The organism is Rhodanobacter panaciterrae, from assembly GCF_014651895.1.
Classification (GTDB): domain Bacteria; phylum Pseudomonadota; class Gammaproteobacteria; order Xanthomonadales; family Rhodanobacteraceae; genus Rhodanobacter; species Rhodanobacter panaciterrae.
Genome location: NZ_BMXT01000002.1, coordinates 771,624 through 793,817 on the forward strand (window position 1 = coordinate 771,624; position 22,194 = coordinate 793,817).

The 22,194-nt window shown below is 65.0% G+C and carries 15 protein-coding genes; 8 read left to right on the forward strand and 7 right to left on the reverse strand.

Translation table 11 applies throughout. The annotated features are described in order from the left end of the window. Positions 1–82: 82 nt before the first annotated feature. From ntrC to IE071_RS12810, 5 genes are all read right to left on the reverse strand, one after another. Positions 83–1,462: a nitrogen regulation protein NR(I) gene (ntrC, locus tag IE071_RS12790; protein ID WP_308427785.1), complete on the reverse strand. Its 1,380-nt coding sequence runs from the start codon at positions 1,460–1,462 to the stop codon at positions 83–85. A 169-nt stretch (positions 1,463–1,631) separates the two neighbouring features. Beyond that, a complete protein-coding gene (locus tag IE071_RS12795; protein WP_189441559.1) occupies positions 1,632–2,636 on the reverse strand; it encodes a two-component system sensor histidine kinase NtrB in 1,005 nt (334 codons plus the stop codon). A 322-nt stretch (positions 2,637–2,958) separates the two neighbouring features. Beyond that, positions 2,959–4,368 carry a type I glutamate--ammonia ligase gene (gene glnA, locus IE071_RS12800; RefSeq protein ID WP_189441560.1) on the reverse strand — a complete coding sequence of 470 codons (1,410 nt, stop codon included), beginning with the start codon at positions 4,366–4,368 and terminating at the stop codon, positions 2,959–2,961. A 308-nt stretch (positions 4,369–4,676) separates the two neighbouring features. After that, positions 4,677–7,229: a TonB-dependent receptor gene (locus tag IE071_RS12805; RefSeq protein WP_189441561.1), complete on the reverse strand. Its 2,553-nt coding sequence runs from the start codon at positions 7,227–7,229 to the stop codon at positions 4,677–4,679. Between the two features lie 84 nt (positions 7,230–7,313). Further along, positions 7,314–9,104 (reverse strand): tetratricopeptide repeat-containing sulfotransferase family protein, encoded by a 1,791-nt coding sequence (locus IE071_RS12810; protein WP_425503459.1) that lies wholly within the window; start codon positions 9,102–9,104, stop codon positions 7,314–7,316. A 562-nt stretch (positions 9,105–9,666) separates the two neighbouring features. Here IE071_RS12810 and IE071_RS12815 point away from each other — a divergent pair. Further along, on the forward strand, positions 9,667–10,464 hold the full coding sequence (locus tag IE071_RS12815) for an undecaprenyl-diphosphate phosphatase (RefSeq protein ID WP_189441563.1): 798 nt from the start codon (positions 9,667–9,669) through the stop codon (positions 10,462–10,464). 40 nt (positions 10,465–10,504) lie between these two features. Here the strand turns inward: IE071_RS12815 and IE071_RS12820 are convergent, their stop codons facing one another. Continuing rightward, the gene (locus IE071_RS12820; protein ID WP_189441564.1) at positions 10,505–11,476 is read right to left on the reverse strand and encodes a LysR family transcriptional regulator; all 972 of its coding nucleotides are present in this window, start codon (positions 11,474–11,476) and stop codon (positions 10,505–10,507) included. A 144-nt stretch (positions 11,477–11,620) separates the two neighbouring features. Between IE071_RS12820 and IE071_RS12825 the strand changes: the two genes are divergently transcribed. From IE071_RS12825 to IE071_RS12840, 4 genes are all read left to right on the forward strand, one after another. Continuing rightward, positions 11,621–12,865 carry an efflux RND transporter periplasmic adaptor subunit gene (locus tag IE071_RS12825; RefSeq protein WP_189441565.1) on the forward strand — a complete coding sequence of 415 codons (1,245 nt, stop codon included), beginning with the start codon at positions 11,621–11,623 and terminating at the stop codon, positions 12,863–12,865. A gap of 176 nt (positions 12,866–13,041) precedes the next feature. After that, positions 13,042–16,233 (forward strand): efflux RND transporter permease subunit, encoded by a 3,192-nt coding sequence (locus IE071_RS12830; protein WP_189441566.1) that lies wholly within the window; start codon positions 13,042–13,044, stop codon positions 16,231–16,233. Continuing rightward, positions 16,233–17,681: an efflux transporter outer membrane subunit gene (locus tag IE071_RS12835; protein ID WP_189441567.1), complete on the forward strand. Its 1,449-nt coding sequence runs from the start codon at positions 16,233–16,235 to the stop codon at positions 17,679–17,681. The genes IE071_RS12830 and IE071_RS12835 overlap by 1 nt, the downstream gene beginning before the upstream one ends. Next, positions 17,678–18,415 (forward strand): SDR family NAD(P)-dependent oxidoreductase, encoded by a 738-nt coding sequence (locus IE071_RS12840; protein WP_189441568.1) that lies wholly within the window; start codon positions 17,678–17,680, stop codon positions 18,413–18,415. The genes IE071_RS12835 and IE071_RS12840 overlap by 4 nt, the downstream gene beginning before the upstream one ends. A 4-nt stretch (positions 18,416–18,419) precedes the next feature. Here the strand turns inward: IE071_RS12840 and IE071_RS12845 are convergent, their stop codons facing one another. Beyond that, positions 18,420–18,920, reverse strand: coding sequence for a DUF4440 domain-containing protein (locus IE071_RS12845; protein ID WP_229792895.1), 501 nt, complete (start codon positions 18,918–18,920; stop codon positions 18,420–18,422). Between the two features lie 297 nt (positions 18,921–19,217). Here IE071_RS12845 and IE071_RS12850 point away from each other — a divergent pair, with 297 nt between their 5' ends. From IE071_RS12850 to IE071_RS12860, 3 genes are all read left to right on the forward strand, one after another. Further along, complete coding sequence (locus IE071_RS12850) at positions 19,218–20,162, forward strand: TolB-like translocation protein (protein ID WP_189441569.1); 945 nt, start codon at positions 19,218–19,220, stop codon at positions 20,160–20,162. A gap of 101 nt (positions 20,163–20,263) precedes the next feature. Further along, complete coding sequence (locus IE071_RS12855; protein WP_189441570.1) at positions 20,264–21,376, forward strand: sensor histidine kinase; 1,113 nt, start codon at positions 20,264–20,266, stop codon at positions 21,374–21,376. Next, positions 21,373–22,137 carry a LytR/AlgR family response regulator transcription factor gene (locus IE071_RS12860; RefSeq protein WP_189441571.1) on the forward strand — a complete coding sequence of 255 codons (765 nt, stop codon included), beginning with the start codon at positions 21,373–21,375 and terminating at the stop codon, positions 22,135–22,137. The genes IE071_RS12855 and IE071_RS12860 overlap by 4 nt, the downstream gene beginning before the upstream one ends. The last annotated feature ends 57 nt before the right edge of the window (positions 22,138–22,194 follow it).

Below are 22,194 nucleotides of genomic sequence, written 5' to 3' on the forward strand. Positions count from 1 at the left end.
GTGGGCGATGCTTTTGCTGCCGATGGAAATGGCATCGCCCACAAACGGACTCCTACAAAACGCGCTTCGACTGGACGTAGGGCTAGCTGCGTCGAGTCCGCGACGCACCCAGTTTTCGGGTAAGCGTGTTGCGTCCCACGCCCAGCGCACTGGCCGCGTTCTGCCGATGCCCTTCGCTGGCCAACATGGCTGCCTGCAGCAGCGTCTGATCGAGCGCCTCGCGGGCGCGCGCATGGATATCCGCCTCGCCGGCGGCCAGCGCTTCGACCGCCCACTCGCGCAAGGCATCGGTCCACTCGCCACCGCTTGGTGCGCTGGTGCCGCCACTCAGGTCGGCCGGCAGGATTTCGCTGCCCGGCGCGATCACCGCCAGCCGGCGGCACAGGTTTTCCAGCTCGCGCACATTGCCGGGGTAGTCGCGCTGCGCGACCAGTTTCAGCGCGGCCTTCGAGAAGCGCTTCGGCGGCAGCTTCAGTTCCTGCGCGGTGGCGGCGAGGAAGTGTTGCGCCAACAGCGGGATGTCGCTGCGTCGCGTGCGCAGCGGCGGCAGCTCGATGCGCACCACGTCGAGCCGGTGCATCAGGTCGGCGCGGAACTGTCCGGCAGCGACGCGCAGCGCGAGGTCCTGATGGGTGGCGGCGACGATGCGCACGTTGCCGCGGATCAGCTCGCGTCCGCCGACGCGGTAGAACTCGCCGCCGGCCAGCACGCGCAGCAGACGGGTCTGCAGCGCCAGCGGCATGTCGCCGATCTCGTCGAGAAACAGCGTGCCGCCTTCGGCCTGTTCGAAGCGGCCAGCGACACGCCGCGTCGCGCCGGTGAACGCGCCGGCCTCGTGACCGAACAGCTCGCTCTCCAGCAGCTCGCTGGGGATCGCCGCGGTGTTCAACGCGATGAACGACTTGCCGCGCCGCGCGCTTTCCTCATGCAGCGCGCGTGCGACCAGCTCCTTGCCGGTGCCGGTTTCGCCGGTGATCAACACGTTCAGATCGCTGGCCGCGACGCGGCCGATCAGGCGGAATACTTCGCGCATCGGCGCACTGTCGCCGAGCAGCGCATGCTCATGTGCAATCACATGGCTGCCTGTCACGGTCGGCGCCGCGACACTGGCCAGCGCACGTTGCACGCTCGCCACCGCGTGATCGAGATCGAACGGCTTGGCCAGGTAGTCCACCGCGCCGGCACGATAGGCCGCGGCGGTGGTGGCGACGTCGGTGTAGGCACTCATCACGATCACCGGGCCGATCGCCTGCGCCTGCAGTTCGGTCAGCAGACTCAAACCATCCTCACCCGGCATGCGCACGTCGGTGAGCAACAACGCTGGCCGCGTTTCGTGCAGCGCCGCGCGCACGCTCGCCACCTCGCCGAACTCGCGCACCGTCAGGCCGGCATCGCGTAGCGCTTCGGCCAGCACGAAGCGCACGCCGCGGTCGTCGTCGACGATCCAGATTTCTTCAGTCATGTGCATGTCTCGCTTGACTCCTCCCCCTGCTTGTCCCAAAGGGACTTCCTTCGGTCGCAGGGGGAGGCCGGGAGGGGGTGGCTCGGGCGGCGAGGAAGGTCAAGAGCTGACCCCTCCCCAACCCTCCCCTGCTTGCAGGGGAGGGGCAAAGAAGTGCTGGTTGCGAAAATCAGTCATGCGCTCGCTCCAGCGGCAGATACAGGGAAAACACCGTCTCGTCCGGCCGGCTCGTGCAGCGCAGCTCGCCGCCATGCTCGTGCGCGATCTCGCGCGACAAAGCCAACCCGAGACCGGTGCCGTCGGCGCGGCCGGACACCAGCGGCTGGAACAGCGTGTCGCGCAAGGCCACCGGCACACCGGCGCCGTCGTCGATCACGTCCACCCGCAGCGCCATGCGCAGCACCCGCTCGCCCAGGCGCAGGCCGTGTTCGACCCGTGTGCGCAAGGTCAGCGTATGCGCGCCGGCTTCCAGTGCATTGCGCGCGAGATTGAGCAATATCTGCTGCAGCCGATCCGCATCGCCGAGCAGATCCGGCACGCTGGGGTCGTAGTCATGTCGCAGTTGCGGCGGCGACGGCTCGGCCTGCAACAAGTCGCTGAGCCGCTCCAGCAGTTGATGGATATTCACCGGACCAAGCTGCGCTGCGCCATCGTGATGCAGCAACCGGTTCGCCAAGGCGCCGAGTCGATCCGCCTCGTCGATGATCAGGCCCGCCAGCGAGCGCAAGTCCTCAGTGTCGACTCGCCGCTGCAGCAGCTGCGCCGCCCCGCGCAGACCGGCCAGCGGGTTCTTCACCTCGTGCGCGAAGCCACGCAAAGTGGCCGACAACGGCGAGCTGGTCACCAGCGACGCAGCCAGCGCATGCACTTCCAGCAGCAGGCCATCCTCGAACGGCTGCAATACGATATCCGCCGTGATTTCGCGACCGCTGGCCGCTACCAGCGATATGCCACGCCACTGCAATGGGCGTTGCTCGGCCAGTGCACGTGAGGCTTGTGCCAGGGCCGCCTCATCCAGCCACAGCCCCAGCGATTGCCCGATCGCACTGCGCGGCCCCAGCTCCAGCCACTCGGCCAGCGCCGGATTGATCCACTGCAGGCGCAGCTCCGCATCGACCCGGGCCAGCCCGGTCGCCATCTGTTCCGCCCATGTACGCCAGTCGGCCTCGTTCATTGCACCATGATGGGCAATGATTCGAATTGGTGCAAATACGGCAGTTCCGTATAAAAAAACCCGCAGAGGGGAGTCTGCGGGTTGGGGGGATCCATCTAATTGCAGGGTGCGGAGGGGAACCACGCCGTGCGGTGGGAACGGTGTCTCACGACATGTATTTAATGTACTTGATGGTTCGTTAATGAAATGTGACTGGGCCTTTCCGCGCTCGGTGCCGGAATTCGCTCCGAAAGGTCAGGACCGCAGCAGACGGGCATAAAAAAGCCCTGCTGGTAAGGCACCAGCAGGGCTTTGAAGTTACCTCAGTGGCAACCCTGGAGACTCAGAGCGAGTAGTACATCTGGAATTCCAGCGGATGCGTGCTGGCGCGGTACCTAGTGACTTCCTTCATCTTCACTTCGATATAGGCGTCGATGAAGTCGTCGGTGAACACACCGCCGGCTTTCAGGAACTCGCGATCCTTGTCCAGCGCTTCCAGCGCGGCGTCGAGGCTGGAGCAGACCTGCGGGATGTTCTTCTCTTCTTCCGGCGGCAGGTCGTACAGATCCTTGTCGGCCGGCGCACCCGGGTCGATCTTGTTGATGATGCCATCGAGGCCGGCCATCATCAGCGCGGTGAACACCAGGTAGCCGGAGTTCATCGGATCGGGGAAGCGCACCTCGATGCGGCGGCCTTTCGGGCTGGCCACGTACGGGATGCGGCAGCTCGCCGAACGATTACGCGCCGAGTAGGCCAGCATCACCGGCGCTTCGAAGCCCGGCACCAGACGCTTGTAGCTGTTGGTGGTGGAGTTGGCGAACGCGTTGATCGCGCGGGCATGCTTGAAGATGCCGCCGATGTACCACAGCGCGGTCTGCGACAGGCCACCGTACAGATCGCCCGCAAACAGGTTCTCGCCGTTCTTGGCCAGCGACTGGTGCACGTGCATGCCACTGCCGTTGTCGCCGACCAGCGGCTTGGGCATGAAGGTGACGGTCTTGCCGTTCTGGTGCGCCACGTTCTTGATGACGTACTTCATCGTCATCAATTCGTCGGCCTTCTTCACCAGCGTGTTGAAGCGCACGCCGATCTCGCACTGGCCGGCATTCGCCACTTCGTGATGGTGCACTTCGACGGTCTGGCCGAGCGACTCCAGCACCTTGCACATGTCCGCGCGCAGGTCGCCCAGCGAATCGACCGGGCTGACCGGGAAGTAGCCGCCCTTCACGCCCGGACGATGGCCGGAGTTGTTGCCTTCGTACTTGTAGCGCGACGACCACGCCGCTTCTTCCGAACCGATCTCGTAGAACACGCGGCCCGGATCGTTCTGCCAGCGCACCGAGTCAAAAATGAAGAACTCGGGCTCGGGACCGAAGAACGCGGTGTCGGCGATGCCGGTGGATTTCAGGAATGCCTCGCCGCGCTTGGCGATCGAGCGCGGGTCGCGGCCATAGGCCTGCATGGTCGACGGCTCCAGCACGTCGCAATGCAGGATCAGCTGCACGTGCGAGCTGAACGGATCGAGATGGGCGGTGTCCGGATCGGGCAGCAGGATCATGTCCGACTCGTTGATGCCCTTCCAGCCGGTGATCGAGGAGCCATCGAACATCTTGCCGTCCTCGAACGTCGACTCGTCGATCGCATGGGCCGGGAAGCTGACATGGTGATGCACGCCGAGCATGTCGGCGAAGCGGAAGTCGACGAACTCGACCTCGTGTTCCACGATCAGATCGAGCACTTTTTGAGCAGACATGGCAGAGCCTCACAGGGAAAGGGATATCGCTTCAGAGCAATCCTCGTGCCATGACGTGAAACCGTTGTGGCACAAGCATTGGCGGAGTAACCGGGTATGGCGAACGCTTAGGCTAGCACCAACGCAACACGGAGCGACGACAGATTTTGCACCGTTATGGTGCACCTGTTGCGGTGATCCCGGTCCAGTTCCGTGCTGCCGGTTTCGACGTCTGCTCCGGTCAGCAGCATGAGGGTTCAGGGCCCGATCCCAATGAAAAGCCCCGGCTCACACCGAGGCTTTTCATCCCGTGTGACAGTGGTCGACCGCTAGAAGTCCTGCTTGAAGCGGATGCCGATCGTGCGCGGCTGGCTGAAGCCGGTGTAGACCTGCCCATTCGGATACTGCGGCACCACATCGTGGGCGCCGCATTTCGTCACGCCGCACTCGGTGAACTTGTACTGCGCCGCGCGCTTGTCGAACACGTTGTCGACGTAGACGTTCACCGACCAGCCGTTCTTCTGGACACCTGCGGAAAGGTCGACGGAGTTGTAGGCAGGAAGATTGCCGAGCAGGCTGCGCTCGACCAGCCGCAAGTCGGTCGTGCGCTCACCCACATGCACGACCGCGGCCTGGACGAAGGCGTCAGCGCTGCCCAGGTCGAAGGTATAACGCGCGATCAGGTTGCCCTTGAATCGCGGCGTGATCGGCAACTGGGTGCCGGTGGGGGCTTGGGGTCCGCTCACGGCGTGGCCCGTCTGCGGGTTGATCGTGCCGGCCGGGCAATAGGTGACCGGATTGTTGGCCGCATCCGTGAATCCGCAATAGGGCGCGGTCAGCTTGGCGTCGTAGAACGCGACGCCGGCACTGAGATTCAGGTTGTAGCTGGCTTGCCAGTTCAGCTGCGACTCGAATCCGTTGATGCGGGCCGAATTGGCGTTCTCGATGATGGTCAGGCCATTCGGGCCCAGCACGTTGAACTGGAAGTGATTCCAGGTCTCGCGGAACACTGCGCCGTTGAACGACAGCCGGTTGTCCAGCCAGGTGGTTTTCCAGCCCAGCTCGAGGTTGGTCAGGAAGTCCGCCTGATAGGGCGGTATCTGGCCCGCGCGGTTGATGCCGCCCGGGCGAAAGCCCTCGGAACGGGTGAGATAGACCATCTTGGTGGGCGTGATATTCCAGGTCAGATTGACCTTGCCGAGCGAGCCGCTTTCATTCACGCGTCGGTTGAAGTCCAGACACGGCGAACCACCGAACTGCTCAGGCGAAACGCAGCCGGCTTCGCCGTAGCTCGAATTGGGCGAAAAGCCCTTGCTGAAGCCGTAGTAGCCATACAGATGGTTGCTGGTGCGGAAATAACGCCCGCCGATCGTGCCGGTGAGTACGTCAGGAATGAAGTCATAAGACAGTTCGCCGAACACCGACTTGTCATAGTCGTAGCGCATCTGTCGGGTCAGCCAGATGGTGTTTGGCCAGCCCGGGACGGACAGCGAGTCAGCCAGGCCGTTGATCTGGTAGTCCTGCATGATGTCGTGCTTCTGTTTCTGCCAGAACGCACCGGCGACCAGACGCAGGCGATCGTCGCTGGGTGAGGCAAGGCGTAGTTCGTGGCTGCTGTTGGTGTAGTGATCGCGGTCGGTGATGTATTCGGACGGATTGATCAGGGCGCCGCTGTTGTCGTTGATATAGGCGCCGTACTGCAGCAGGGTGTCGTACCAGAACGAGTAGTCGTTGTAGTCGGTCTGCTCTTCCTGGTTGCGCTTGAGATGCGCATAGGCATAGGTCAGATCGAAGTTGCCGATCTTGCCCTGCACGGTCAGCGCGCCCTGCCACCAGCGGTCATCGACGCGCTCTGGGTAGAAGTGGGTCACCGCCAGACTGCCGACGACGGGGTCGCTGGCAAAGCTGCCATGCGAGATCGTCTGTTGCCCCATCAAGGTCGGGGTGATCGACCAGTCGTCGTTGAGATCGACCTTCAGCGCCGCACGGGCGCCATTGGTGTTGACGTCGTTGTAGTCCTTCCTGGCGTGCCCGAAGCACTGCAACGTCGCGCTCGGTGTGCAGTTGTCCGCATTGCTGACGCTGATGCCGGAAACCGGGAACGTGCGCGTGCCGGCCACGTTGTCGATGTAACCGGCATCGTGCTCGTGCCAGCCGACGAGCCGGACGGCCGCGTTGCTGCTGATCGGGATATTCAACATGCCTTCGAAGGTATCGCCGATACCACCGTGGTCGACCTGGTCGATGCCGACGGTGTAATTCGCTGCAAAACCTTTGGGATCGGGTTTGTTGGTGATGATGCGCAAGGCGCCGGCCTCGGCGCTCGCGCCATACAAGGTGCCCTGCGGCCCGGCCAGTACCTCGATGCGGGCAATGTCGTACATGTGGATATCGAGCGGGCCCTGGATCGTGGTGACCGGCTGGTCATCGAGATACACGCCCACGCTCGGCTGCGAGCCGGAATGGTTGGTGTTGCCACCGCTGGCCACGCCGCGCATGTAGATGGTGGCGAAACCGGGACCGGTGGCGATGCCGCCGCCGCCCTGCTGGAAGGTGACGCTGGGCAGGTACTTCACGTAATCGTTGAAGTTCTGCACCTGCAGCGCCTCAAGCTGATCCGCCGCCAGCACGTTGATGCTGATCGGCACCTTCTGCAGATTCTCGGTGCGCTTCTGCGCGGTCACCGTCACCTCGCTCAATGTCGTGGTTTTCGGCTTTATGGCCGGCTTTGCGGCCGTCGTCGTGGTCGACGACGCGGGCGCCACCGTGTCCTGCGCGAAGGCAGGCGCGGCCATGGCCAGACAGATCGCCGCCGCAAGCGGCAAGCGGACCAACCGCACTCGTTGTGCTCTCGTGATTTTTTTTGACTTGCTCGCGTGCATAAAGCTCCCCTCTCTAATCCACGACAATCCAGCGGAAGTAGCTACTTTGAAAAAGGGCAGGACAGCCCTTTTTAGAACAATTTGTTACTCCTCCAACTCCGGCACGCCGGGATAACTCTCCAGTACCGGCCCCAACGCCGATGCCAGCGTCCCCAACCATGCTGCGTAATGCCGCCAGTGATCCACCCCTTCCCGGTAGATCGGCTGGCGTACCTGTTCCGAACTGGCGGTACGGACCGGCCGCGCGTTCTGGAAGAAGCGCAGGCACGATTCCTCGAACGGCAGGCCGCAATACTCGAGCAGGCGGCGTACCTCTCCCTCGGTGTCCTCGACCATGCGCTCATACACGACGCGGTGGATGCGCCCGGGCAGCACGGCATCGAAATGTGCCATCAGCGCGACGTAGTCACGGTAGTAACGGCCCAGATCGCCGAGGTCGTAGCTGAAATTCTGCCCGCGCGCGAAATGCTGCTTGAAGCCGGAAAAACAGCAGCCCAGCGGATGCCGGCGCGCATCGATGATCTTCGCGTTCGGCAGCATCAAATGGATCAGGCCGATATGCATGAAGTTGTTCGGCATCTTGTCGATGAACAGCGGTGCCGAGGTCTTGCGCTGGATCCGCGTGTGCGCAAGGTAACGTTCACCGAGCGCACGCAAGGCATCGACATCGAGTGCGGCCAGCGCGCCGTGGTATGGCATTGCGCTGTCGGCATCGCCCTGCCCGCGCAGCATGCGCGTGATCGAGGTGACCTCGGGCAGCTCCATCGTGCCTTCGACCTGGCTGTGGCTGGACAGGATCTGCTCGATCAGGGTGGAGCCGGCACGCGGCAGGCCGACGATGAAGATCGGATCGCGCGCTGCGCTGCCGGCACCGGCGCGCGCGGCAAAGAAGTCGCGCGTGTAGTGCTCGCGGATGTGCTGCACCCGCGCATGGGTGTCGTCGGCGCTGTAGTGCACCTGCGCGCGGCGGATCGCGTTGCCCTGCGCGTAATGCCGGAACGAAGCTTCGTACTCGCCAACGTCCTCCAGTGCCTTGCCGACGGCGAACTCCAGATGCAGGCGGTCGTCCTCGGTGAGATCCTCGCGCGCCAGTTGCCGGCGCATGGCAGCCAGATCGTCGGCGCTGAAGCGGAAGGTCTTCAGATTGGCCAGACTCCACCAGACTTCGCCAAAGGTCGGTTCAAGCTGCAAGCTCTGGCGATAAGCGTCGATGGCGCGGTCGCCATGCCCGGCGGTTTTCAGCGCATGGCCATAACTCACCCACACCTTTGCATTGCGCGGGTAGTGTTCCAGCAAGTCGGTGTAGATGCGGATGGCGGGCTCGTAGTCACCGGTCCGGCACAGCACCGCCGCCTTGAGATTGCGGCAACCGAGATGACCGGGTTCCGCCGCCAGCAAACGCTCGATCTCGACCAGCGCCTGTTCCGGCTGGTTGTTGCGATGCAGGACCAGCGCATAGTTCTGGCGTGCGGCATGGAAGCTGGGTGCCAGCTCCATACAGCGCGCGAGCAGGTTCAGCGCGTCCTCGTTGCGACCCAGACGCGCCGCGACTTCGGCGAACATGCGGATCGCAGCCACGTCGGTCGGCGCGTGCTTTAGATGCTCGCGCAGCACGGCTTCAGCCGTTGGGATGCGATTTTCGGCGAGTGCAACGGCGGCATCCAGCAGGCGTGGATCGTGGGTGGAATAACGTACGTGGTTGGCGTACGCCGCATCGGCGGCCTCCTGTTCGCCGGCCGCCATCAGATGATCGCCCAGCACGCGCCAGGCTTGCGGCAGTTCCGGCTTCAGCACCACCGCCCGGCGCAGCGCATCGATCGCTTCCTGCCCGCGCCCGTCGCGGCCCAGCGCCAGGCCTAGGTCGAGATGGACCATCGCCCAGTTCGGCTGGGTTCGCGCCAAGGGCTCTAGGATGGCGAGCGAAGCTTGTGTATCACCCTGCAGCGAGCGCGCCACCGCCACCAACCTAAGCGCCGCGGGGTGGCCTTCGGCCACTTTCAATATCTCGGTGAGCTGCTCGACGGCCAGCGCCGGATCCGTGTCCAGCAGGCGTGCGGCGTGGGCCAGTGCCTGTTCCAGCGTGCCAGTGACAGACACCTCCGTCACGGCTCACTTCGCTGTGACGACGTGACCTGCCGATCTGGGTCGGCGCTCAGGTAGTGCTGCAGAGGCGTGGCGCGTTGCATGGACGGCAGCAGCTCCTCACAGGTGTTTCGGCAATCTACAGCTGAATGCAACGGGCAGATAGTAGGCGCCGACCAAATACGTTCGCGCGGCCTGCGGGCGATCACTTCGGGCATCAGCGGCAGCCGATCGAAGCCATCGCACGCGCTTCGGCCCGGTCATCTTTCGCGCCGGCAAAACCCGTAAGCTATGCCGCTTCCTGCCGGCGCGCCAGAACCTGTCGGCGCACTTCCACATTATCTGGAACTGTCCCGTGACCGATCTGATCCACGTCATCCTGCTCGGCATCATCGAAGGCATCACCGAATTCCTGCCGATCTCCAGCACCGGCCATCTGCTGATCGCCGAGAAATTCGGGCTGGGTGCGCGCTCGGATCTGTTCAATGTCGGCATCCAGGCGGGTGCGATTCTCGCCATCACGATGATCTACTGGTCGCGCATCTGGCAGCTGTTCACGCAATGGCGCGACCCGGCCAACCGCGCTTACCTGCTCAAGTTGTTCGTGGCGTTCATGATCACCGCGGTGCTGGGCCTGGTAGTGACCCACTACGGCTTCAAGCTGCCGGAGACGGTGACGCCGATTGCGTGGGCGCTGGTGATCGGCGGCTTCTGGATGCTCGGTGCGGAAGCGCTGGCCGCAAAGCAAGTCGATCGCACCCAGGTGACCTGGCGTGTGGCGATCCTGGTCGGCATCGCGCAGATGGTGGCCGGCATCTTTCCGGGCACCTCGCGTTCGGGCGCGACGATCTTCACCGCGATGCTGGCGGGCACCAGCAATCGTGCGGCGGCCACCGAGTTCTCGTTCCTGGTCGGCATCCCGACCATGTATGCCGCCACCGGCTACGAGCTGCTGAAGGTACTCAAGAGCGGCGGCGCCGCGCACGAGGACTGGAGCGCGCTGATCGTGGGTTTCATCGTATCGCTGATCGTGGCCTTCATCGCGGTGAAGTGGCTGCTCGGCTATATCCGCACGCACCGTTTCACCTGGTTCGCGGTTTACCGCATCGTGCTCGGCGTGGCGCTGCTGTTGCTGGTGCCGGCCGGCGCATGAATTCGTCGCGGCCGAACGCCCGGCCGCGGCTGACGAGTGTCTACGCCACTTCGACCAGCGCCTCTTCGCGCACCGGTTTCGGTATCGCTTTCTGTGCACCGACCGCGCACTGGCCCGGCTGGTTGGTGCGGTCGAACAGCTCGCGCACCCATTCGATGAACGCCTGCACGCGGGCCGACAGGTGCTTCTTCTGCGGGTAGACGATCCACACCGGCTTGCCGGTCGAGGTGGTGTCGGTCATCACCAGTTCGAGCATGCCTTTCTCCAGCATGCACGCGGCCAACATGTGCGGCACCTGGGTGATGCCGAGGCCCGCCACCACCGCCTGGATCACTGATTCGCCGTCGTTGATCAGCATGTGCGCGTCGATGTCCACGCTCACCTGCCCGCCCGGCGTGTCGAACTGCCACTGGCGCGGGCGTCCGTTCGGATAGACGTAGTTGATGCAGCGGTGGTCCTTCAGGTCCTCGATGCTGCGCGGCGCGCCGTACTTGCGCAGGTATTCCGGCGCGGCGCAGACCACGTTGCTGAGGTAGCCGATCTTGCGCGCGATCAGGCTGGAATCCTCCAGCTGGCCGACGCGGATGGCGCAATCCAGTCCTTCGCCGTTGAGGTCCATCGGCATGTCGCTCATCGACAGCTCCAGCCGGATGTCCGGGTAGCGCTGCTCGAATTCGGTCAGCCGCGGGATCACCGCGGCGCGGCCGACCGACAGCGAAATACCCACACGCAGCTTGCCGGTGGGTTTGCGGTTCGAGTAGTTGAGCGCTTCGGTGGCCTCGGCCAGATCGGCAAGTATCTCCTTGCAACGTGCGTGGAACGCGGCCCCATCGTCGGTCAATCGCAACGAACGTGTGGAACGGAACAGCAGGCGTGCGCCGAGCTGGGCTTCCAGTCGCGCCACCGCCCGGCTGACGCCGGACGGGGTCATGCCCAGCTGGGCGGCGGCGGCGGCGAAACTCTTGGCCTCGACCACGCGGACGAAGGTCGAAATTGCGGAAAAGTCTTCCATTGTTTCAATTCCTCGTCGATTCGTGACTGCGGCTCACGAGTGTAATGCGCAAGAAACGGATTTTCTATACCACGAAGTACACCTATTCTCTCGACCCTTCGCCGGACGACCTGCGCCCGGCTACCAAGGTTCTGGGAGCGCGAGATGAAAAAACAATGGATGCTGGCCCCTCTGATTGCTGCCGGTGCGCTGGGCAGCTGGGTGCTGCTGCACGGTAACAACAGCCAGGCGCAAACCCCCGCCGGTGGTGCGCCGCCCGAAGTCACCGTAGCCCAGGCGCTGACCCGCCAGGTCAGCGACAGCGCCGAATTCACCGGCCGGCTGCAGGCGGTCAACACGGTGCAGGTGCAGCCGCGGGTCGGCGGCTTCGTCGATTCGGTGCATTTCCAGGAAGGCGCCTTGGTACACAAGGGCGACGTGCTGTTCCAGCTCGATCCGCGCCCATACCAGGCCGAGGTCGACCGGCTCAGCGCGAATCAGGCGCAGGCCAGAGCCGCCTTGAGTCTGGCCGAGACGAACCAGCGTCGCGCCGCGATGCTGCTGGCCCAGCATGCCGTGGCGCAGCAGGAAGCCGACAGCCAGGACACGGCCGAGCAGAGCGCACGCGCCCAACTCGCCGCCAGCACCGCCGCACTGGCCGCCGCACGACTGAATCTGGATTTCACCCAGGTGCGCTCGCCGATCGACGGCCGCGTCAGCAATGCCCGCGTCACGCCCGGCAACCTGGTCACCAGCAGCGACGTGCTGACCAGCGTGGTCTCGGTCAATCCGGTCTACGTCTATTTCGACGTCGACGAACAGACCTGGCTCAAGCTCGATCATCTGCGCACCGGTGCGGCCAAGGCCGGCAGCAGCGCCCGCATCGAGGCGGCGATGGGACTGGCCGACGAATCCGGCCATCCGCATGAGGGCCGCCTCGACTTCGTGGACAACCAGCTGCACACCGGCTCCGGCACGATGCGCCTGCGCGCGGTGTTCGACAACGCCGATGGTCTGTACACACCGGGCCTGTATGCGCGCGTGCAATTGCAGAGCGGTCAGGCGCGTTCTCGCGTGCTGGTGGACGACCGCGCGATCGGCACCGACCTCGGCAACCAGTTCGTCTACGTGGTCGGCAAGGACCGCAAGGTGGAATACCGCAAGGTCGACACCGGCGCGCTGTTCCATGGCCTGCGCGTGATCGAAAGCGGCTTGGGCGCCAACGACGTGGTGATCGTCAACGGCCTGCAGCGCGTGCGTCCCGGTGCCGAAGTGAATCCGCAGAAGGTGGCCATGCAGTACCGGCTCGATGCCGGCGACAAGGCACTGGTCGAGCGCGGCGATGCACCGAATGCCGATTCGCGCACGGCGCAGACCAACACGACAGCCCAGAGAACCCCGCGGGGTTGAACACGCGCCCCCTCCCCTGCGTGCAGCAGGGGAGGGTTGGGGAGGGGTGAAGCCCTCCAGCGAAATGCGAAACCAAGAGCAAGAGCGTTGCCCCCTCCCAACCTCCCCCTGCTGAGCAGGGGGAGGAGCAAAGAAAGACCGAAGCCGCGAAGCGTGCTTCGTCGAGGATTCATTGCATGAAAAACATTGCCCAGTTCTTCGTCAACCGGCCGATCATGGCCGCTGTGCTGTCGCTGCTGTTCGTGATCACCGGTTCCATCGCGGTGTTCAAGCTGCCGATCAGCGAATACCCGGAAGTGGTGCCGCCCACCGTGGTGGTGCGCGCCGCCTATCCCGGCGCCAATCCCAAGGTCATCGGCGAAACTGTCGCCACGCCGCTGGAGGAACAGATCAACGGCGTCGAGGGCATGCTGTACACCTCCTCGCAGGCGACCAGCGACGGCGCGCTCACGCTCACCGTCACGTTCGCGCTGGGCACCGATCTCAACACCGCTCAGGTCGACGTGCAGAACCGCGTGGCGCAGGCCTTGCCCAAGCTGCCGGAAGAAGTGCAGCGGCTCGGCGTGACCACGCAGAAGAGTTCGCCTGACCTCACGATGGTGGTGCATCTCACCTCTCCGGATCAGCGCTACGACATGCTGTACCTGTCGAACTACGCACGCCTGCACGTGAAGGACGTGCTGGGCCGGCTCGATGGCGTCGGCGACGTGCAGATCTTCGGCGCCGGCGAATACTCGATGCGCGTGTGGCTGGACCCGCAAAAACTGGCCCAGCGCGGACTCACCACCGGCGACGTGATCAACGCGATCCGCGAGCAGAACGTGCAGGTCGCTGCCGGTGCGCTGAACGCACCGCCCGGCCCGAGCAACTCGGCGTTCCAGCTCAACATCAACACGCGTGGGCGACTGATCAGTGAGGACGACTTCCGCAACATCATCGTGCGCACCGACGCCAGCGGCGGCGTCACCCATCTGAACGACGTCGCCAAGGTCGACCTCGGCTCGAACAACTACGCGCTGCGCAGCCTGCTCGACAACAAGCCGGCGGTGGCGCTGCCGATCTTCGCGCGACCAGGCTCCAACGCGATCCAGATCTCCGACGAAGTGCGCAGCACCATGGCGCAGCTGAAGAAGGAGTTCCCGCAGGGCGTCGATTATTCGATCGTGTACGACCCGACCGTATTCGTGCGCGGCTCGATCGAGGCGGTGGCGCATACGCTGCTGGAAGCGATCCTGCTGGTGGTGCTGGTGGTGATCCTGTTCCTGCAGACCTGGCGTGCCTCGATCATTCCGCTGGTGGCGGTGCCGGTGTCGCTGATCGGCACGTTCGCGGTGATGTACCTGGCCGGCTTCTCGCTCAATGCGCTGTCGCTGTTCGGACTGGTGCTGGCGATCGGCATCGTGGTCGATGATGCGATCGTGGTGGTGGAGAACGTCGAGCGACATATCGAACTCGGCCAATCGCCGAAGGAAGCCACACGCAAGGCAATGCACGAAGTCACCGGCCCGATCGTCGCCACCGCGCTGGTGCTGTGCGCGGTGTTCATCCCGACCGCCTTCGTCAGCGGCCTCACCGGCCAGTTCTATCGCCAGTTCGCGCTGACCATCGCGATCTCCACGGTGATCTCGGCGTTCAACTCGCTGACCTTGAGCCCGGCGCTGGCCGCGGTGCTGCTGAAGAGTCACAACACGCCGAAGGATCGCCTAACTCGCGGCATCGATCGTGCGTTCGGCTGGCTGTTCCGTCCGTTCAACCGCCTGTTCCATCGCGGCTCGGAGCGTTACGTCGGCGGCGTGAAGCGCATCGTCGGCAAGGGCAAGCTGGCACTGGTGGTATACGCCGGCCTGATTGCGCTGACCTGGTTCGGCTTCTCGCACGTACCGACCGGTTTCGTGCCGGGCCAGGACAAGCAATACCTGGTGGCGTTCGCGCAGTTGCCCGATGCCGCTTCGCTCGACCGCTCCGAGGACGTGATCCAGCGCATGGGCGAAATCGCGCTGAAGCAGCCGGGCGTGGAGCACGCGGTGTCCTTTCCCGGCCTGTCGATCAATGGCTTCACCAACTCGACCAACTCGGGCATCGTGTTCGTTACCCTGAAACCGTTCGAGGAACGCCGCAGCGCGGATCTGTCGGCCGGCGCGATCGCCGGTGCGCTGAACCAGAAATTCGCGGCGATCCAGGATGCGTACATCGCCGTGTTCCCGCCACCGCCGGTGATGGGCCTGGGCACGATCGGCGGCTTCCGCCTGCAGCTGGAGGATCGCAGCGACCGTGGTTTCGACGAACTGTACAAGCAGACCCAGAACCTGATCGCCGCCAGCCGGAAGGATCCGGCACTGGCCGGACTGTTCTCCAGCTTCCAGGTCAGCGTGCCGCAGGTGGACGCGGATGTGGATCGCGAGAAAGCCAAGGCCGAAGGCGTGAACCTGGGCGACGTGTACCAGACCATGCAGGCGTACATGGGCTCGCTCTACGTCAACGACTTCAACCGTTTCGGCCGTACCTATCAGGTCAATGTCTCGGCCGACCCGGCGTTCCGCCATACGCCGCAGGACATCCTGCAGCTGAAGACGCGCAACGCGCAGGGCCAGATGGTGCCGCTGGGTTCGTTCGTCACCGTGCAGCAGGGTGCGGGTCCGGATCGCGTGCAGCATTACAACGGTTACCCGACTGCCGAGATCAACGGCGGTCCCGCGCCGGGCTTCAGCTCCGGCCAGGCGCAGGCAGCGATGGAAAAGCTGGCGAAGGACAACCTGCCCAACGGCATCAGCTTCGAGTGGACCGAACTGACCTACCAGCAGATTCTCGCCGGCAATACCGCGATCCTGGTGTTCCCGTTGTGCGTGCTGCTGGTGTTCCTGGTGCTGTCGTCGCTGTACGAGAGCTGGTCGCTGCCGCTGGCGGTGATCCTGATCGTGCCGATGGTGCTGCTGTCCGCGATCGCCGGTGTGTGGCTGAGCGGTGGCGACAACAACATCTTCACCCAGATCGGATTGATCGTGCTGGTCGGACTGGCGTGCAAGAACGCGATCCTGATCGTCGAGTTCGCCCGCGAACGCCAGCATGAAGGCATGAGCCGCCACGAAGCGGTGCTGGAAGCAGCGAAGTTGCGGTTGCGCCCGATCCTGATGACCTCGTTCGCCTTCATCATGGGTGTGGTGCCGCTGGTCACTTCGCACGGCGCTGGTGCCGAGATGCGGCATGCGATGGGCGTGGCGGTGTTCTCCGGCATGCTCGGCGTGACCATCTTCGGACTGATCTACACGCCGCTGTTCTACGTATTGATTCGCGCCCTGGTCGAGCGTCGCGAGGCGCGCGCGGCCGAACGCGCCGCGGCGCATGCGCTGCCGGCGCTGGAGAACCACTGATGAAAACCTTGCTCAAGATCGCCGCGCTCAGCGCGGCCCTGATCCTCGCCGGCTGCGCCAGCGTGGGTCCGAACTACCACCAGGTGAAACCCCTCGCGCCGCAATTGCAGGGACTGGATGCGACGCAGGAAAACAACGCGCAGTTCCAGGCCGCGTGGTGGAAGCAGTTCAACGACCCCACGCTGGACGCGTTGATCCAGCGTGCGGCGGCGAACAACCTCGACCTGCGCATCGCGGTGGCGCGTCTGCATGAATCGCGGGCGCTGCTCAGCGGCGCCAAAGCCGACCAGCTGCCCACGATCGACACCGACGTGAACTACACGCGCAGTCGCGGCCAGCAACCGGGCTTCGGCACGCAGCGGCAGACGGTGACGACGTATCAGGCCGGTTTCGATGCGTCGTGGGAGCTGGACCTGTTCGGTGGCGTGCGTCGTTCAGTGGAAGCCTCCGGTGCCGATCTCGGCGTCAGCGAGGCGGCGCTGCACAACGCGCAGGTCAGCCTGCTCGCCGAAGTCGCACGCAATTACTTCGAATTGCGCGGCAGCCAGCTGCGGCTGGATATCGCCCGGCGCGACATCGAAAGCCAGCAGCAGACCGTGCACCTCACCGACGTGCGCCAGCAGCTCGGCTCCGGTTCCGAGCAGGACGTGGCCAGCGCCAAGGCACGCCTGAGCGCAGTACAGGCGCAATTGCCGCTACTGCAGACCCAGGCCAGCACCAGTGAGTTCCGGCTCGCAGTATTGCTCGGCGAACGGCCCGGCGAACTCGACATCGATGTGTCACCGAAAAGCTTCACGCCGATCGCGGCGAACCTGCCGATCGGCGATGCCGGCGACGTGCTGTACCGCCGTCCGGACGTCCAGATGGCCGAACGCGAATACGCCGCCGCCACCGCACGCATCGGTGTGGCCAAGGCGGATTTCTTTCCACATATCACGCTGGGCGGCTTCCTCGGTTTCCTGTCCGGGCGCAGCAACGACTTCGGCAGCCCGGCAACCCGCGCGTGGTCGCTGGCGCCGAGCATCAGCTGGGCCGGCCTGAACGTGCAGCGCGTACGCGCCAACCTGCATGCCAGCGAGGCGCGCGCCGATGCGGCGCAGGCGAACTATCAGCAGTCCGTGCTGCTGGCGATCGAGGACATCGACAACGCCGTCACCGGTTTCAACCAGCAGCGCGTGCGTGTCGATCATCTGATCGAGCAGGGCGTGCAGAGCAAGCGCGCTGCCGATCTGGCCCGCGTGCGTTACCAGGAAGGCGCCACCAGCTTCCTTGAACTGCTCGACGCCGAACGCACCCAACTCGCCGCCGAAGACGATCTGGCGCAGGCCGAAGCGGCGATCAACACCCGCGCCGTGGCACTGTACAAGGCGCTCGGCGGCGGCTGGCAGGCCTGCGGCGACGAGCATTGCAGCGCCGTCGCCAAGGCTGACCCCAGCGTTGCGCCATGAACAGTCGGACGGCCAAACGCAAGCCGGTGGCGACACCGGTCTATCGCGTGGCGCTGGTCAGCGGCGCCAATCGCGGCCTCGGTTTCGAGGTGGCGCGTCAGCTGAGCGAGCGCGGCATGACCGTGCTGCTCGGCGCGCGCGATCTGGACAAGGGACTGCACGCGGCGCGCAAGCTGGCCGGTGCGCCGGGTGAGGTGATCGCGGTGCAGCTCGACGTGACTCGTCAGGACGAAGTCGACACGCTAGTGCGCTGGATCGACGTCACCTACGGCCGGCTCGACGTGCTGGTCAACAATGCGGGCGGTCACTACGACCACGACGCCGCTGCCAGCACCAGCGACGTCACCTCGGCACACGCTGCGCTGGAGACCCATCTGTTTGGCAGCTGGCGTCTGTCGAGCGCGTTGCTGCCGCTGATGCGGCGACACGGCTACGGCCGCATCGTGAACGTGTCGAGCGGATGTGCTGCCAGCGACTCGAGCAGCGCCGGCTGCGTGGCTTATCGCACGTCCAAAGCCGCGCTCAACGCCTATACCCGAACACTGGCCACGGAACTCGAGGGCAGCGGCATCGTGGTCAATGCCGTGTGTCCGGGCTGGGTTGCCACCGAACTCGGCGGCCCCGGCGGTCGGCCGGTGGAACGCGGCGCAACAGGCATCGTATGGGCAGCCAACCTGCCCGCGCCGGCACCGACCGGACGCTTCTTCCGCGATGGCCAAATGATCCCGTGGTGAACGGTTAGCTTTTGCCGGGCCCGCTGTGCTGCGAGTACAGCGCGTGCCAGCGGCCATGCACGTAGACGAAGATGTCGGACGAACGAACGTCGTTAGCCGCGCCCTTGGTCGGGTCGTAGAACGACAGGATCGCGGTGTCGCCCTGGATCACCACGGCTTTGCCCGATGGATGCGTCTTGAGCCAGTCCTCGACCTTGCGTCGTTCGATGTCCGAACCGCGATTCTTCGCCGCGTGCGCCATGAGCGCGGCCTTCGCATGCACCACGCCGTCGGCACCGACCGAGCGGTACTCGGGCAGCAACATGTCGTCGAGCCACGTCGTATCGCCGCTCAGCTCGGCCTCCAGCCAGTGCTGGTCGACCGCGATTACCGCCGCCTCGCTGCGGGCGGATTCATCGATGCCGGCCACGCTCGCGGCCGAAGTCGCCGCGAGCACCGCCTCGGCGCCAAGCACCAGTGCGGCGGCGCACGCCATGCCCCATGGAAGAAAACGTTGCCTGCGCATGTTGCTGCCCTCGTTCGCGGCGGGAGTGCCGCCGGTGCAGACTGCATCGAGGCTCCCCGGGCCGCCTCGCTTCCGTGACAAGCGCCAACAGCAAGGTGACCAGCGGCCGGATCGTGCCGTCGAGCGGCAAGCTGGGCGCCATTGGAAAAATCCGGCAGCGATTCCGTGATGCGTTAACCGTCTGCCTCTGTCGGCATGCCGCTCGTCATCGCCACCGCGCCGATCGTCACAGGAGCGGCGACACGCATGCCGGGTGATGCCAGCCTGCGGAATCGCCACGCCACAGGAAGAGACCACATGAGATTGTCGACAATATTGAGTGCCCTGCTGGCCTTCGCATCGACGGCCCACGCGGCCACGCCCGGCACGGCGATGCCGACGATCTTCGCGCCGGGCGCGATCGCCGGAACCGACGACGATGGCGCGGCGGCGTTCACTCCGGATGGCGCGACGGTGTATTTCATGCGCGGCACCGACAGCTTCACTCTTATGGAGTCGCACCGCGACGGCGATCACTGGTCGAAGCCAAAGGCTGCACCGTTCTCCGGGCACTGGCGCGATCTCGATCCGTCGATGGCGCCAAACGGCTCGTTCCTGTTGTTCGTCTCCAATCGTCCGGCCGCGTCGGGCAGCTCGCCCATCGATGCAGTCAGCGCGGGCAAGCATTACGCGGGCCGCGGCATGCACCTGTGGCGGGTGGATCGGCAGGGCGACCATTGGGGCGTGCCGGTGCGCCTGCCCGACGCCGTGAATAGTTGTTCGATGACGTTTGCCCCCAGCATTGCCGTCGACGGCAGCATCTATTTCATCGGCTGCGCCGCGCCGGCCGGCAACCTTCAACTGTTGCGCTCCGTGTACCGCGATGGGCATTACCTGGCGCCCTACGCGGTGAAGCTCGGCGATGCAGGCATGCAGATCCGCGATCCGGCGATCGCTCCCGATCGCTCGTTCATCGTCATCAGCACGAAACCCACGGGCAGCCAGCAACCCTATCGGCTGGCCATCGCGTTCCACACGCCCACCGGCTGGAGTGCGCCGCGCGATCTCGGCGATACGGTCAACGGCGGCAAGCACAGCATGGGCGCACAGCTCGGCGCCGATCACCGCACGCTCTATTTCTACAGCGATCGTCGCCTGCCGCCGTCGGACCCGGATGCCACGGCGACGTGGAACAACGGTGCCGACCACATCTGGCAGGTGTCGCTGGCACCATGGCTGGATGCGCATCGCGCTGAGCACTGAGCAACGTGTTCCTGCGATCCAGCGCCGGGTTTCCCGTGCCGGCGTATCTTCCGGCACATCCATGGAAGTGCCGCTACGGGCACACTGCGCGGATGAAAGCGATGGACATCGCCCGTGCCGATCATGTGCCTGAGCGCGCCGAACCCTCGCGCCGCCAGGTCTGGCTGCTGGCCTTCGGCTTCTGGACCCTGCTGGCGCTGTCGTACGCGCTGAGCTCGGGACTGTCCTCGCTCAGCGAAGGGCGCGACGCCAACTGGCTGCGCGGGCTGATCTGGAATCTCGCCGACTTCTGGTTGTGGATGCTGCTGGCAGCGGGCATCGGCTGGCTGGGACGGCGCAGCACCGGCCGCAGCTGGCCGCGCTTCCTGCTCATGCACGTACCCGCCAGCCTCGGCGTGGCGCTGGCGCAGACGCTGCTGCAGCTGCTGATCTTCTGGACCGTAAGCGGTCCGGGCAAGATGCCGGTGACGTCGTTCGATGGCTTCGTCCATATGGAGTTCGCCTACAAGTTCCAGCAAGGACTGGTGACCTACTGGGTGATCCTGGCGGTGCTGCGCGGCATCGAGTCACGCCGGCACCTGCGCGACGAGCGCCTGCGCCGCACGCAACTGGAAACGCAGCTGGCGCAGTCGCAACTGCAGGCGCTGCGCATGCAGCTGCAGCCGCACTTCCTGTTCAACACGCTCAACGCGATCTCGGCGCTGGCGCTGGCCGATCCGCTGCAGGCGCGGCTGATGATCGCGCGGCTCAGCGACTTCCTGCGTCTCACGCTGGAGGAGCGCCACGCGCCACAGGTGCCGCTGTCGCGTGAGCTGGAATTTCTCAGCTGCTATCTCGACATCCAGCAGGTGCGTTTCCAGGACCGGCTCAGCACCCAGCTCGACGTGGCCGACGACACCCTCGGTGCAGCCGTGCCCAACCTGATCCTGCAGCCGCTGGTGGAGAACGCACTGCGCCACGGCCTGCAGGACAAGGTCGGCGCCGGCATCCTGCGCATCTCCACGCGGCTCGACGGCGACCAGCTGCAACTGCGCGTGGACGATGACGGCCTCGGCCTGCCTCCGCTGGGCTCGCCCGAAGGCATCGGCCTGGGCAATACGCGCTCGCGCCTGCACATGCTGTTCGGCGACTCGGCGCGATTTGAGCTCAGCCCGTTGGCCGGCGGTGGCACACGTGCCGAAGTGCGTCTGCCCTTCATCAGGCATATCGCATGAACACGCCACGTCTGCGCACCGTGCTGGTCGATGACGAGGTGCTGGCGCGGCTGGCGCTGCGTCAGGCGCTGGCCTCGCACGACGAGGTGGAGATCGTCGGCGAATGCGGCAATGCCGACGAAGCGATGCAGGCCGTGCGTGCGTTGCAACCGGACCTGCTGTTCCTCGACATCCAGATGCCCGGCATGGACGGCTTCGGCCTGCTGCACGAGCTGGCACCCGACCGCCTGCCGCTGGTGGTGTTCGCCACCGCGTTCGCCGAACACGCGCTGCGCGCGTTCGACGCCAATGCGCTGGACTATGTGCTCAAGCCGATCGATCAGAGCCGCTTCGACCAGGCGATGGTGCGGGTGAACCAGCACTGGCAGGGACTGCATGCGGCGCAGGGAAACCTTGAGTTGATGACACCTGTGACGAACAGCACCGGCTACGCGCAACGCATCAGCGTGCGCAGCGGCGAGCACATCCGCGTGATCGCCGCGACAGACATCGACTGGATTCGTGCCGATGGCAACTACCTGCACATCCATGTCGGTGGCGGCCGCTACCTGCATCGCGAGACACTGCGCCACCTGCTGGCCGTACTCGATCCCGCCCGCTTCCTGCGCATCCACCGCGGTATCGTGGTGAATGTGGAGCGCGTGGCCGAGGTGCATCCGCTGTTCCAGGGCAATGCAGAAGTAGTTCTGCGCGACGGCACCCGGCTGGGCCTGAGCCGCCGTTTTCGCGTCGCCGCGCAGGCGGCCTTGGGGCTGCGCTGATTTTCGTTGCAGCGTGACGACCACTCGTCACGCCACCGCGCCCGCACGTCACAAAAC

Bases quoted from the DNA above. Each gene is read 5' to 3' on its own strand.
- IE071_RS12845 (WP_229792895.1), bottom strand. From the start codon at position 18,920: ATGCGCAGGCAACGTTTTCTTCCATGGGGCATGGCGTGCGCCGCCGCA.
- IE071_RS12860 (WP_189441571.1), top strand. From the start codon at position 21,373: ATGAACACGCCACGTCTGCGCACCGTGCTGGTCGATGACGAGGTGCTG.
- IE071_RS12820 (WP_189441564.1), bottom strand. From the start codon at position 11,476: ATGGAAGACTTTTCCGCAATTTCGACCTTCGTCCGCGTGGTCGAGGCC.
- IE071_RS12850 (WP_189441569.1), top strand. From the start codon at position 19,218: ATGAGATTGTCGACAATATTGAGTGCCCTGCTGGCCTTCGCATCGACG.
- IE071_RS12830 (WP_189441566.1), top strand. From the start codon at position 13,042: ATGAAAAACATTGCCCAGTTCTTCGTCAACCGGCCGATCATGGCCGCT.
- glnA (WP_189441560.1), bottom strand. From the start codon at position 4,368: ATGTCTGCTCAAAAAGTGCTCGATCTGATCGTGGAACACGAGGTCGAG.
- IE071_RS12835 (WP_189441567.1), top strand. From the start codon at position 16,233: ATGAAAACCTTGCTCAAGATCGCCGCGCTCAGCGCGGCCCTGATCCTC.
- IE071_RS12840 (WP_189441568.1), top strand. From the start codon at position 17,678: ATGAACAGTCGGACGGCCAAACGCAAGCCGGTGGCGACACCGGTCTAT.
- IE071_RS12825 (WP_189441565.1), top strand. From the start codon at position 11,621: ATGAAAAAACAATGGATGCTGGCCCCTCTGATTGCTGCCGGTGCGCTG.
- IE071_RS12795 (WP_189441559.1), bottom strand. From the start codon at position 2,636: ATGAACGAGGCCGACTGGCGTACATGGGCGGAACAGATGGCGACCGGG.
- IE071_RS12805 (WP_189441561.1), bottom strand. From the start codon at position 7,229: ATGCACGCGAGCAAGTCAAAAAAAATCACGAGAGCACAACGAGTGCGG.
- IE071_RS12855 (WP_189441570.1), top strand. From the start codon at position 20,264: ATGGACATCGCCCGTGCCGATCATGTGCCTGAGCGCGCCGAACCCTCG.
- ntrC (WP_308427785.1), bottom strand. From the start codon at position 1,462: ATGACTGAAGAAATCTGGATCGTCGACGACGACCGCGGCGTGCGCTTC.
- IE071_RS12810 (WP_425503459.1), bottom strand. From the start codon at position 9,104: ATGGTCCATCTCGACCTAGGCCTGGCGCTGGGCCGCGACGGGCGCGGG.